Here is a 12,466-nt window from a genome sequence, read left to right as displayed (position 1 = left end):
GGAGATTCGCCATGCCCGCAGCGCGCATGAGCCGCACCCCGCTGCCCGGAATCGGTGTCCGCTACGACCTGACCACCCGCGAGGACCGCCGTCTGTCGGTCGTCGCGAGCCGGGACGGTACCCGGGTGCTCAACACCTACAACCGCGACGATCCCGACGAATGCTCCTTGTCGGTGCGGCTGACCCCGAACGAATCGGAGGCGCTCATCGACGCGCTGATGCCCTCGCACCACAGCCCCAGCCTGCTTTCCACCACGGACCTCGGTCTGGTCGCCGAGCGGATCGAACTCAGTGCCTCCTCCCACTGGAACGGCCGCGTCCTCGGGGACACCCGGATGCGGACCGAGACCGGTGTGTCGATCGTGGCCGTGCTGCGGCGCGCCGACGCCATCCCCTCCCCCGGCCCCGACTTCCGTCTCGCCGGCGGGGACACCCTCATCGTCATCGGCACCCGTGAAGGGGTCGACGCCGCCGCCTTGATACTCGAAAGGGAGTGATCCATGCACTCGTCCGCCGTCTTCCTCATCGAGTTCGGTGCCATCATCCTCAGCCTCGGCCTCCTCGGCCGACTCGCCGGCCGGCTGAAGTTCTCCCCGATCCCGCTCTACCTCCTCGCCGGCCTCGCCTTCGGTGAGGGCGGGCTGCTGCCGCTCGGCGCGAGCGAGGAGTTCGTGGCCATCGGCGCCGAGATCGGCGTCATCCTGCTGCTCCTGATGCTGGGTCTGGAGTACACGGCGTCCGACCTGGTCGGCAACCTCAAGACCCAGTACCCCGCCGGTCTCGTCGACGCCACCCTCAACGCCCTGCCCGGCGCGGCGATGGCTCTGATACTCGGCTGGGGACCGGTCGCGGCCGTCGTCCTCGCCGGTGTCACCTGGATCTCCTCCTCCGGCGTCATCGCCAAGGTCCTCGGCGACCTCGGCCGGCTCGGCAACCGCGAGACGCCGGTGGTGCTGAGCATCCTGGTTCTCGAAGACCTGGCCATGGCGGTCTACCTGCCGATCATCACGGCCCTGCTGGCCGGCGTCGGTCTCGCCGCGGGCAGCGTCACCCTCGCCATCGCGCTCGGCGTCGCGGGTCTCGTGCTCTTCCTCGCCGTCCGCTACGGCCGGCTCATCTCCCGCTTCGTCTCCAGTGACGACCCGGAGAAGCTGCTCCTCGTGGTGCTCGGTCTGACCCTGCTCGTCGCGGGTGTCGCCCAGCAGCTCCAGGTGTCGGCCGCCGTCGGCGCGTTCCTGGTCGGCATCGCCCTGTCCGGCGAGGCGGCGGAGGGCGCGCACAATCTGCTCAGCCCGCTGCGGGACCTGTTCGCGGCCGTCTTCTTCGTCTTCTTCGGCCTGCACACCGACCCCTCCAGCATCCCGCCGGTGCTGCTCCCGGCCCTCGCGCTCGCCGTGGTCACGGCCGGTACGAAGATCGCGACGGGCTACTGGGCGGCGCGCCGTGCCGGTATCTCGGTCAAGGGCCGCTGGCGCGCGGGCGGCACGCTCGTGGCACGCGGCGAGTTCTCGATCGTCATCGCGGGCCTCGCCGTCAGCGCGGGCATCGAGCCCTCCCTGGGCCCGCTCGCCACGGCGTACGTGCTCATCCTGGTCATCGTCGGCCCGCTGACCGCGCGTTACACCGAGCCGATCGCCGCACTGCTGACGCGCCGGTTCCGGCCGGCCGCCGCCGAAGCGGAACCGTCCGCGGTGATGCCGAGTCCGCGGACGTCCCCCGAGGACGCGTCGGCCCCGGTGGGCGACGGCACCAACCGCCACTCCTGACGGACCCCCGGCAATCGGGCCCTCGGCCCTCGCGCGGCGCGCGGGGCGGGCCGGGAAGCCGGGAAGCCGGGAAGCCGGACACATCGAACGGGCGCGTTCGGACAGCCCCTCACGGGGACCTGTCCGGACGCGCCCGTTCGTTGTTCCGCTCGGTCCCCGTCCTTGGGGCCGGGGCCGGGGCCCGGAAGGCCGGGGTGAGTCCCGGGTGAGGTCCGGGTGAGTCCCGGGTGAGGTCCGGGTGAGTTCCGGTGGGCGGTTCAGAGCGTACGGAAGACCGAGACGACCTTGCCGAGGATCACCGCGTCGTCGCCGGGAATCGGCTCGTAGCGCGGGTTCTCCGGCATCAGCCAGGCGTGCGGGCCCCGGTGGGCGAGGCGCTTCACGGTGGCCTCGCCGTCCAGCATCGCGGCGACGATGTCGCCGTCGTCCGCCGTCTCCTGCGCGCGGACGATCACCACGTCACCGTCCTCGATCTGCGCGCCCCGCATCGAGTCGCCCACGACGGTCACCGCGAACAGCCGTCCGGAACCGACGACCTGGGCGGGCAGCACCAGGGTGTCCTCCACCAGCTCCTCGGCCGTGATGGGTACACCGGCCGCGATCCGGCCGACCAGGGGCACGGTCACGGCCTGACTCGCCGCCCGCTCCCGGCCCAGGCCCCGCACTCCGGCCCCGAGGGGGCCCAGCGGCGCGCGCCCGGGCAGCGTCGCGGTCCCGGCTTCGGCCTCGGCGACCACGTACGCGCGCGGACGCTGCGGATCCTGCCGCAGAAAGCCCTTCTTCTCCAGGGCCCGGATCTGGTGGGACACGCTGGAGGTGCTGAGCAGTCCGGCGGCGGCCGCGATCTCCCGCATCGAGGGCGGGAATCCATGGTCCTGTGTGTGGGACCGGATGATGTCGAGGATCTGCTGCTGCCGCTGGGTCAGCCCGGCAGCGTTGGTCCGGCTGCCGGGCGGCCGGCCGGCACGGTTCCTGCTCATGGTCGGCCTCCGTTCGTCCGCTTCTCCGACAGAGCACACTAACCCGCCGCACCGGGAAAAGGGCAGGTCGGGTCGGCGGGAGCGTCCCGAAATCCCCCGGAATCCCCTGGTCGTCGCCTCACCCGGCCCTATCGCAGCGATCCGCGCTCGTCGATGAGGACGGTCGGTTCGGTCAGGAAGACGTCCCGGTCCCGGGGGCCGTACGCGATGTTGAAGGTGTCGAGCCAGTACAGCCAGTCGCGCAGCCCGACGGCGCTGGAGAACCGGTAGTTGAGCTGCCAGCGGACCCACTGCCCGGGCAGCAGCCGTACGGCCGGCGGCCTGCGCCGCCGGGGCGGTACCCCGCACAGCGGCTCGACCCGGGCGAGCACCCGGAGCCGGTCGCCTTCGTCGCGCAGCCTGAGCCCGACCTCGTCGAGGTTCCGGACCATCGGGCGCGGCGCGAACCCGTCCCGTTCCGCCATCTCGACGTAGTGGGCGAACCCGGAGGACGGGGAGGAGAGGGGCGGGGAGAACGATCCGGAGGCCCCGGGGCTCCCGTACGGCACCTCGTCGGGGAGGGGGAATCCGGCCGGCAGCGCGTTCCTGCGGGTGGCGGCCGGTCCGCCCCGGGACTCCTTCGTCCAGAAGGTCCTGACCCACTGCACGGTGATGTCCACTCCGCCTCCCCCGTCACCGGGAGCGTACGGGCGCTCGGCCGTCGGCCGCATCCGTGTTCCGGCCCCTCCGCCCGGCCGTCCGGGCGGCCGGCCCTCCACCCGTTCGACCCCTCGTGCTCGGGTCACTCGAAGCGGGCCGGGTCCCCCGCCCCGCGCCGGACGATCTCCGCCTCCCCGCTGGAGAAGTCGACGACGGTGGTCGGCTCGGTGCCGCAGTCGCCGGAGTCCACGACGGCGTCGAGGACGTGGTCGAGCCGCTCCTTGATCTCCCAGCCCTGCGTCATCGGCTCGTCCTCGTCGGGCAGCAGCAGGGTGCTGGACAGGAGCGGTTCACCGAGCTCGGCGAGCAGCGCCCGGGTCACGGTGTGGTCGGGGATCCGCACACCGACGGTCTTCTTCTTCGGGTGCTGGAGACGGCGCGGCACCTCGCGGGTCGCGGGCAGGATGAAGGTGTAGCTGCCCGGGGTGGCCGCCTTCACCGCGCGGAAGACGTCGTTGTCGACCTGGACGTACTGGCCCAGCTGGGCGAAGTTCTCGCAGACCAGCGTGAAGTGGTGGCGGTCGTCGAGGTGCCGGATGGAACGGATCCGCTCCAGTCCCTCGCGGTTGCCGATCCGGCAGCCGAGCGCGAAGCAGGAGTCGGTGGGGTAGGCGATGAGGGCGTCGGCACGGAGGCTGTCGACCACGGTGCCGATGGTGCGGGGCTGCGGGGAGATCGGGTGCACGTCGAAGTACTTGGCCATCCGCCGACCCTACGGGATGACGCCCGCCGCACCGCGCCGCACGGTCCTGTGCCGCGCCGCGACGCCACCGCCGGAGCACCCCTGGATCGCCCCCGGAACACCGTCCGACCACCCCCGGATCGCCCTCGGATCGCCCTCGGTCCGCCCCGGGCCACTGCTCGTACCCCCCGCCCCGAAGCGCCCGAGGCGCCGCCGTCCCGTGCGGCTCCCCGCCGTGAGAGTGGTGCGGCGTCAGGACACGGGACGGGCCCGGAGCATGGGAATCCTGGTGTGCGACTTCCTGGCCCCCGCGTGGAAGGCGAGGATCACCAGCCGGGAGCCGGGCGCGGTCATCGGCTGGGCGGCGCAGATGGCGACGTGCCCCGGCCCGTGCCCGGGGTGCAGGATCGGGCGCTCGTCGCCGTCGGGGTGGATGGAGGCGCCGCCCGCGTCCCACAGTGGCCGCAGATCGGGATCGAGCGCCGCCTCACGGGCGATCCGCAGCAGCGTCTCGTCGTCGGGACGCAGGGTGAGCGCCGCACGCAGCTGCGGCAGGACGGCCGGCGCCCAGACGGTGTCCCACTGGAGCAGGGTCTCGCGGCCGTCGGGGTCGAGGAGGATCCACCGCATCATGTTCCGGGGGATCCGCCGCCCGGCGAAGAACGCGGCCCATGCCTCGTTGTAGGCGAGCGTGTTCCAGGAGGCGTCCGTCACGTACGCCATGTGGGAGATCCCGTCGACCGCGTCCTGCCACACGCCGGGCACCTCCAGACCGGAGACCGTGCTGAGCGGGGCGGGCGGGTCGCCGATGCCGGCGTACCGGCACAGGCTGCCCCACTCCTGCTCGTTGAGCCGGAACAGCCGGGCCACCTGGCGGAGGTAGTCGACCGGCGGGTGCGGATAGCGGCCGGTCTCCAGCCGGTTGTACGTGTGCAGCGCGCGTGCCGTCAGCTCGTCGACCTGTTGCTGGGACAGGCCCTGGGCGCGGCGGCCCTGCCCGGTCGGCCGGGCGAGTCCGTACTGCTCGGGCTCGATCAGCGCCCGCCGTTCCATCAGGAGCGCCTTCAGCGCGGGCTTGTTCATCGCCATGGTCTGTCGTCCCCCGTGGAGCGTGTGGACACCGCACCGGGAGCCTAATTCCTGGCGCCGTTATTCCTCATAAAAACTGCGCGTAGAAATCGGCTCGGCAGCGGGACAAGCTGTCCGGTGTGGACGCCCGACCAGCCGGAAGGCCGCTCGGGGACGGCCACAGTGCAGCACGGCGGGGTGATGGCGAGCCGGGCGGACGGATCCGTCCCACCGGCGCGCCGGGGCAGCCCTGTCCGTCCTCGTCGGAGTTCCGGCGGGGTGCGACCGGTCCCGTGCCAACGGCGCCGGGACCGGTCGCGCCCGTGCCGGGACTCCGGGGGCCCGTGACTGCGGCCGGTGCCGACAATCGCCACGATGTCGCGTCCTCGACACCGGTCGCGTGAGCGGCCGACGGCGTACGCCCGTGGCGCCGGACCGGCCCGTCGACCGGCCCCGGGCAGTTCCCTCCACCTCTGCCCGGGGCCGCACGGCGTCACCCGCCGCCCGCGGCCCGGGCCGTGTGAATCGGGCGTGTGAATCGGGCCGTACGGATCGGATCCGTGGAGCGAACCGGGCGGACCGGATGCGTGGACCGGGTCCGTGGGCCGCGTCCGTGGACCGGGGTCGCCGGCCCGGGTGGGGTAGCGTGCGCGGACCGCCCGCCGCCGACACACCCGGGAGCCCCGTATGAGCCGACGTTCGGCCGACGAACGCCGTGAGGAGCTGATCGAGGCGGCGATCCGGGTCATGATCCGCGACGGGGTCGGCCGGGCGACGACGCGCGCGGTGGTGGCGGAGGCCGGGCTTCCGCTGGGCGCGTTCCACTACTGCTTCCGCTCCAAGGAGGAACTGCTCCAGAGCGTGATCGAACGGATCATGGTGCGGGCCTCGGCCCCGGCGGTCGCGGCGGTCTCGGTCGACGGGACGTCCGTCGAGTCGGCCGTACGGACGGCGCTGCACGCGTACTGGGAGCGGATCCGGCAGAGTCCGGACGAGCACCTGCTGACGTACGAGTTGACACAGTACGCGCTGCGTCAGCCCGGCCTCGCGGAGCTGGCGCGCAGGCAGTACGCGCACTACACCCGGGTCACCCGCGACTCCCTGGAGGCGATGGCCCGGCTCGCCGGCGCCGAGTGGACCGTACCGATGGCGGTCCTGGCCCGGCACGGGCTCGGGGTCCTCGACGGTCTGACCCTCACCTGGCTGATCGACCGCGACGACGAGCTCGCCCGCGCCGCGCTCGACGAGTACGCCTCCTATCTGGTGTCGGTCGCGCGGCCGGACGGAGCGCGGAGCGCGCGAGCGGAGTGATCCGCGCCGGTACGATCGGGACCATGCCGCACGGGGCGCCCGCCGACCAGCCAGCACTCGCCAGCGCGAGGCGGGGGCGAGGCGATCTCGCGCCGGGGACATCGGCGGGAACGTCCGCGGACACATCGGCTGACGCATCGACGGGGACATCCGTGGGGACGTCCGCCCGGCCGGAACCCGGGGCGCGGCGCGGACAGCGGGTGGTGCTGGTCGCCGCGCGGTCGGCGGTGGCGCTGCACCGGCTGCTCGACGCACTGCCCGTCTTCGAGGGCGATCCCCGGATCGCCACCCGCTTCACCTTGGTCCCCGGGTCCCGCTTCGGCACCGAGGCGCTGGCCGCGCTCGACCGGGCCGGGGCACGGACCGTTCCCTGGGACGAGGCCCGGCGGGGCACGCACGATCTGGTGCTTGCCGCGAGCCCCAAGGGCGAGCTGCGCACCCTGTCCGGGCCCCGGGCGCTGCTGCCGCACGGGGCGGGCTTCAACAAGGCGCTGAGCGAGGAGGGTTCGGCGGCTCTGCCGTCCGGCCTGGATCCGCATTTCCTGACGTCCGGCGGGGCGCCGTGGGCCGATCTCTACGCGCTGGCGCACGAGGCGGACGCCGAACGGCTGGCCCGGTCCTGTCCACCCGCCGGGCCACGCGCCGCCGTGGTCGGGGACCCGACCCTGGACCGGCTGCTCGCCTCCGTCCCACACCGGGAGTCCTACCGTGACGCGTTGGGCACGGGCCCGCGCCGGCTCGTCGTCCTCGTGTCGACCTGGGGACCGGAGTCGCTGCTCGAACGCCGCCCCGAACTGCCCGCCGAACTGCTGCTCCGCCACCCGCACGACGGGTATCTGTTCGCCCTGGTGCTGCACCCCAACGCGTACAGCGAGACCGGCCGTTTCGACCTGGCCCGGCAGCTCGCCCCGGCGGTGTCCGCCGGGCTGCTGCTGCCCGATCCGTACGAGGAGTGGGCCGCGCTGCTCGTCGCCGCCGACGGGGTGGTGACCGACCACGGGTCCACCGCCCTGTACGCGGCGGCGCTCGGGCGGCCGGTCGTCGGCGCGTACGACGGGGGCGTGGAGCTGGTGCCGGGCAGTCCGATGGCGCGGCTGCTCGGGTCCGTACCACCGCTGGCCACGCCGGAGCGGCTGGAGGAGGCTCTCGGGCTCGCGTCGGCCGTCGACACCCGCGCCGTGGCGGGGGCGGCCTTCGCCCGGCGGGGGCACGCGCTGGAGAGCCTGCGGCGGGAGCTGTACCGGCTTCTGGACCTGGACCCGCCGTCGTGCGCTCCCCGGCCCCGCCCCTTCCGGTGCCCCGCGCCCCGCCCGAACCGGCCGGCCGTCCACGCGGTGCGGGCCGAGGTGGCGGGCGACCGGGTGGTCCTCACACGCTTCCCGCCGGACACCCGCGAGCCGGTGCACCATCTGGCGGCCGAGTACCGGGCGGGCGGGGAGCGCGCGCCGCAGAGCGCGGCCGTTCTCTGGCGCCGGGTGCCCGAGGGTGCCGACGGGGCCGGCGGCGGGGCGGGGGCGGGCGGTGTGCACGGGACCGGCGGGCCGTACGGTTCCCCTGGGTCCTACGGGTCTCACGGATCCTACGGCGCGCGGACGGCGTGGACCGCGGGCGGCTGGACGGCGCACACGCTGGGCGAGTTCCCCGGTTGTCGTACGGCCGCCGTGATCGATTCGGCCGACCGTCTGCTGCTCCGGCACCGCCGGGTGGGCCCGCTGCTCGTCCATGTGGAGCCGCACCGGGCGGCGGGGCGGGTGGCCCGCCCGGACCCGGTGGCGGTCGTGTCCGCGGTGCACGCGTGGCTCGGCGCGACCCGGGAGCCGTTTCTGCCGGCGACGCTGTCGTGCGAGGTCGGGCCGGTGACGGTCCGCGTGCGGGTCGCCGAGGCGCGGGAAGACGACCTCGACGCCCGCGAGTTGTGACCGGCCCCGGCCCGGGCGGCTCTCCCAGGAGCCTGCCCGGCGGACCGGGGCCGGACAGGCCCTATGCCCCGCCGTCGGCGGGCAGCGCGCCGGCCTGTTCGGCCAGATTCCGCGCGGCCGCGCCGTACTCCCCGGCCTCTCTCACCCTCCCCAAGTCCGTCATGAGGGCGGACAGTTCGTCCAGGATCCGCTTCTCGTCGGTGCCGGAGCCGCGTCGGCGGGCGGCGGCGAGGGCCGCGGCCATCAGGGGTTCCGCCTCCGTCGTACGGCCGGCGAGGCGCAGCGCGCGGCCGAGTTCGAAGCCGGCCCGGGCGCTCAGCCGCTCCCGGTGCTACTCCCGCGCGGCCTCGTGGGCCTCGCTCAACAGGCGTACGGCGGCGTCGGCATCGCCGCTGCCGAGGGCGGCTTTGCCCAGCAGATAGGTCTGGAGCAGGACGCCGTACGCGTTGCCGATCGCGGCGTGGATCGCGCGTGACGCCTCGAAACCGGCGACGGCCCCGGGCCAGTCACCGGCCTCGGCGGCCAGCAGGCCGCCGAACTCCAGTGCGGAGGCCCGCAGTCGGCGCTCTCCGGCGTCCGTGCCGAGGTGTTCGGAGGCCGCCACCGCGCGCCGCACATGCTCGTCCGCCTCCGCGTAACGCCCCTGTTCCCACAGGGGCCTGGCGAGCTGGCAGCGCATCCGGATCCGGGCGCCGAGGTGTTCGGACCGGTCGGCGGCAGCCACCCCGGTCCGGAAGGCGTCGATCACGTCCGCGTAATGGGGGTGGTCGAGGAAGTGGGTCCACAGCGGCTCGCACAACGCCCAGGCGTCCTCGTCGAGTCCGGACGCGAACGCCAGCCGGACACAGCCGTACAGTGCCGCCCGGTGGTCGTCGAGCCAGCGCAGCGCCGCCGCCTTGCCGGCGAAGTCGACGTCGGGTCCGTCGAAGGGGCCCGCCGGGGCGGGCGGTGCGGCGAGGGTCATCCGGGGGCCGGCGGCGAGCAGGTCGGCGCGGGCGGCCTGGCGCCGGAACCACCGGACGAGCGCGGTGCGCGCGGCCAGCGGATCGCGTGTGGCGCCCACGGCGCCGGGGACGCCGCTTGTGGTGTCCGTATCGTCCGTGGCATCCGTGTCCTGCCGGGCGCGCCGCTCGGCGTGGCCGCGTACCAGGTCGTGCATACGGAAACCCTCGTCGCGGCCTTCCAGCAGGCCCGCCGACTCCAGTTCGGCCAGGGCGTCGAGGGCGCCGTCCAGGTCCAGGCCGAGGAGGGCGGCGACCGGCTCGGGTTCGACGAGCGGCGCCGGGTAGAGGGGCAGCAGCCGGTACAGCCGGGCGGCCTCGGGGCCGAGTCCGGCGTAGGAAGCGTCCCAGACCGCCTCGACCATGGGGATGCCCTTCCGGTGGAGTTCCCCGGTCAGCTCGACGACCAGCCGGGACAGGCTCTTCCTGCGGTACTTGCGCACCCATTGTCCGGCCACGGTGAGCGCGGCGGGCAGACCGCCGCAGCCCTGGACCAGTGCGGCCGCGGCGTCCGGCTCGGCGGTCAGCCGGGGGTCGTCGACGATGGCGGCGAGCATCCGTACGGCGTCGTCGGCGGCGAGAGGCGGCACCGCGATCTCCACGGCCGCCGTGCCGTCGAGGTCGTACAGGGGTCCCTGGCTGGTGACGATGACCAGGCTGTGCGGCGACGCCGGAAGCAGCGGCAGCACCTCGCTGCCGAACCGGGCGTTGTCGATCACGACGATGAGCCGCTTGTCCCTGGTCCTGGTCCACAGCTGCCGGGTGCGGGCCGCGAGCGAACGCTCCAGCCATTCGGGGCGCACGTGCAGGCCGGTGAGCAGATCGCCGACGGCGTCGGCCACGTCGACGGCGCCGTCCCGGCGCAGGTCGTCGAGGTCGAGGGAGAGCACCCCGTCCGGGTAGCGGTCGGCGAGGCCGCGCGCGACATGGAAGCCCAGGGCGGTCTTCCCGATGCCGGCGATCCCGGTCAGGACGACGGTGAGCGGCCCCGCCCGGCCGGGCCGCTCGTCGACGGCACACCGGATGCATTCCTGTTCGGCGTGCCGGTTCTCGAAGTGGGCGAGTTCCGGCGGCAGCTGATACGGGACCGGGTGCTCGGCCGCCGCCGTGGTGTGGATGTGCTGGTGCAGTTCCCCGATGCGGCCGGCCTGGACGACGACGTCCGCCTGCCCGCTCACGCTGTTGTGGGTCTCCTCGGCCATGGCCCAACCCTAGGGCCTCGGCGCCGGGGTGACGGGTGCGCTGGAGCGGTCGGCGTTCTCGGCAGGCCGTGTTCTCGGGTGGGGCGCGTGATTCCCGCGCTCACGCGTGGCCGGGGCGCTTCGTGCTCCCGGGCTCGCCGGTGTTCACCGGCCCTTCCCCGGCGGGGCCGGCGTCGCGTCTCCGGTCCCCTCCGGTCCGCTCAGGAGGTGGGGCGCCAGTCGAAGGGGAAGTGTTTGCTCGATCCGCCGCGGTAGCGGCGGGAGAAGTCGAAGCCCTCGGCGTGGTCCGCGGACACGACTCCCCAGGTGGCCACCTGCCCCGGTCCGACCTCCGCGCCGGGGGCGTTGATCAGCTGGACCCTGCGGCTCGGGTCGGCGGTGGGGCCGGTCAGCGCCCTGGCGCCCACGTCCACCTGGTCCGCCACCGAGGCACGCCAGTACTCCAGGTCCTCGGCGGCCTCGAAGACAACCGGGGCGTACCGCACTTCGCGTACCTCGCCGATGAGCGAGCCGAAGGTGCCCGGCCAGCCGCCCACGTTGCCGCGGAAGATCTCCTCCAGGGCCTGGCGCTGCCGCTGCGTGCCCTTGGCGTCGATGTAGAACATCACGCTCATGCGGGTGTCGGTGTCCTTCTCCCACATGTTGCCGGCGAACTCCCCCAGGGCCACCACGCCCAGGCCGTCCAGCCGTACGTCGTCGAAGTGTCCCTCGTGGATCTGCCACACCAGGGTGAACAGGCAGGCCCCGTCGGTGGGGGCCTGGGCGAAGGTGCAGGGGCAGGGCAGGGAGCAGCTGCAGACGTCGAACCACTCGCCTCGGATGTGCCAGTTCGTCTTGTCCATGACCGCCACCTCCCCACTACCCCCGGGGGGTATGCATTCCCGGCTTCCCGTTCGACGCCGATCGGCCACCCGCAAGCCGCCCGGACAGCCCCTCGCCCACCCCGCCCGGCCGGGAACACCCGCCCGCGGCGCATCTTCAGGCCTGACGTCACACCTGACTGAACGTCATCCCCGCCCCAGAGGCGACCACTTCGGAGTACGCGAACACCGGGACCACCCCCGCTCCCCCTGCAGGACACCCCGAGCGTGAACCGGCCGACAGTGGCGCACGAGAGGAGACGTTTCGCGCCCGTCCGAAAACCCACACCCGCGAAACCGGCAAAGGGCACGTCGAATGACACTCTCTTTCGAATGTGAGAAATATATCCCAAAAATACCTATCCGGACATTCTGGAGTGTATTTCGGCCAGGAGGAATAAAGATGATTGCCGTGCACACCGTTCCCACAGGATCGTCTTCCTGCAAGCCCGAGACGAAACGACGCGAGGGTCGCTCCACGAGGTCATCGACACGCTTGTCCCCGATCGCCCCCAAGGCGTTGCGAAAGCGGCCTCCCGGTTCGGCACCCGAATGAAGGAGAACTCGTGATCTCGAAAATGAAGAGGGTCGCCCGCTCCATGGCCATGGCTTTCGCCGCGGCCGCGACGATCACCCTGACCATGCCCGCCGGCAACGCCTACGCGATCGACCACGTGGAGTGCCAGGGCGGCGAGGACTTCCTGAAGATCTGGTCGCACAGCGGTGGTCGGGACAGCGTGGACTGCTACGCGAACCGCGGCAGGACCGACTTCGGCGGGTGGTGGGTCGACAAGATCTCCACCGGCAACAACGATCTCATCTACTACGACGCCAACGGCGATTCGGTGAAGATCGAGCGGTGGCACGAGATCACCTTCCCGAACCGTCCCCCGAAGGTGAAGGCCATCGAAATCCTGTGACCGGCCGACATTCTTCCGCCAGGAAAGGGACTTCCCCCGGCTGACCCCTTTCCGAGAA

The 12,466-nt window shown here is 73.1% G+C and carries 12 protein-coding genes; 5 read left to right on the top strand and 7 right to left on the bottom strand.

Annotated features, from left to right (window positions below):
* The first annotated feature begins 11 nt into the window (after positions 1-11).
* Both ABZ990_RS00815 and ABZ990_RS00810 read left to right on the top strand, forming a co-directional pair.
* Positions 12-497: a TrkA C-terminal domain-containing protein gene (locus tag ABZ990_RS00815; RefSeq protein ID WP_361223107.1), complete on the top strand. Its 486-nt coding sequence runs from the start codon at positions 12-14 to the stop codon at positions 495-497.
* Positions 498-500: 3 nt separating this feature from the next.
* Positions 501-1,766, top strand: a complete 1,266-nt coding sequence (locus ABZ990_RS00810; protein WP_361223104.1) for a cation:proton antiporter — start codon at positions 501-503, stop codon at positions 1,764-1,766.
* Positions 1,767-2,023: 257 nt separating this feature from the next.
* Here the strand turns inward: ABZ990_RS00810 and lexA are convergent, their stop codons facing one another.
* From lexA to ABZ990_RS00790, 4 genes are all read right to left on the bottom strand, one after another.
* Complete coding sequence (gene lexA / locus ABZ990_RS00805) at positions 2,024-2,746, bottom strand: transcriptional repressor LexA (protein WP_361223101.1); 723 nt, start codon at positions 2,744-2,746, stop codon at positions 2,024-2,026.
* A gap of 128 nt (positions 2,747-2,874) precedes the next feature.
* Entirely contained in the window at positions 2,875-3,405 is a 531-nt protein-coding gene (locus ABZ990_RS00800; protein ID WP_361223099.1) for a hypothetical protein, read from the bottom strand.
* 122 nt (positions 3,406-3,527) lie between these two features.
* Positions 3,528-4,148, bottom strand: coding sequence for an L-threonylcarbamoyladenylate synthase (locus ABZ990_RS00795; protein WP_361223097.1), 621 nt, complete (start codon positions 4,146-4,148; stop codon positions 3,528-3,530).
* Positions 4,149-4,379: 231 nt separating this feature from the next.
* Complete coding sequence (locus ABZ990_RS00790) at positions 4,380-5,216, bottom strand: helix-turn-helix transcriptional regulator (RefSeq protein WP_361223094.1); 837 nt, start codon at positions 5,214-5,216, stop codon at positions 4,380-4,382.
* 666 nt (positions 5,217-5,882) lie between these two features.
* Between ABZ990_RS00790 and ABZ990_RS00785 the strand changes: the two genes are divergently transcribed.
* Both ABZ990_RS00785 and ABZ990_RS00780 read left to right on the top strand, forming a co-directional pair.
* A complete protein-coding gene (locus ABZ990_RS00785; RefSeq protein ID WP_361223092.1) occupies positions 5,883-6,506 on the top strand; it encodes a TetR/AcrR family transcriptional regulator in 624 nt (207 codons plus the stop codon).
* A gap of 152 nt (positions 6,507-6,658) precedes the next feature.
* Positions 6,659-8,425 carry a translation initiation factor 2 gene (locus tag ABZ990_RS00780; RefSeq protein WP_361223089.1) on the top strand — a complete coding sequence of 589 codons (1,767 nt, stop codon included), beginning with the start codon at positions 6,659-6,661 and terminating at the stop codon, positions 8,423-8,425.
* 61 nt (positions 8,426-8,486) lie between these two features.
* Here ABZ990_RS00780 and ABZ990_RS00775 read toward each other — a convergent pair whose 3' ends face one another.
* From ABZ990_RS00775 to ABZ990_RS00765, 3 genes are all read right to left on the bottom strand, one after another.
* Positions 8,487-8,669, bottom strand: coding sequence for a hypothetical protein (locus tag ABZ990_RS00775; RefSeq protein ID WP_361223086.1), 183 nt, complete (start codon positions 8,667-8,669; stop codon positions 8,487-8,489).
* 87 nt (positions 8,670-8,756) lie between these two features.
* On the bottom strand, positions 8,757-10,628 hold the full coding sequence (locus tag ABZ990_RS00770) for a hypothetical protein (RefSeq protein WP_361223083.1): 1,872 nt from the start codon (positions 10,626-10,628) through the stop codon (positions 8,757-8,759).
* A 200-nt stretch (positions 10,629-10,828) separates the two neighbouring features.
* A complete protein-coding gene (locus ABZ990_RS00765; protein WP_361223080.1) occupies positions 10,829-11,470 on the bottom strand; it encodes a DUF1326 domain-containing protein in 642 nt (213 codons plus the stop codon).
* A gap of 584 nt (positions 11,471-12,054) precedes the next feature.
* Here ABZ990_RS00765 and ABZ990_RS00760 point away from each other — a divergent pair.
* A complete protein-coding gene (locus ABZ990_RS00760) occupies positions 12,055-12,408 on the top strand; it encodes a beta/gamma crystallin domain-containing protein (RefSeq protein ID WP_361223077.1) in 354 nt (117 codons plus the stop codon).
* Positions 12,409-12,466 lie beyond the last annotated feature (58 nt).

It is taken from the genome of Streptomyces sp. NPDC046203 (assembly GCF_040646255.1).
In the GTDB taxonomy this organism is placed as follows: Bacteria; Actinomycetota; Actinomycetes; order Streptomycetales; family Streptomycetaceae; genus Streptomyces.
The sequence above is the reverse complement of the archived record's forward strand: the minus strand, read 5'-3'. Positions and strand labels throughout refer to the sequence as shown.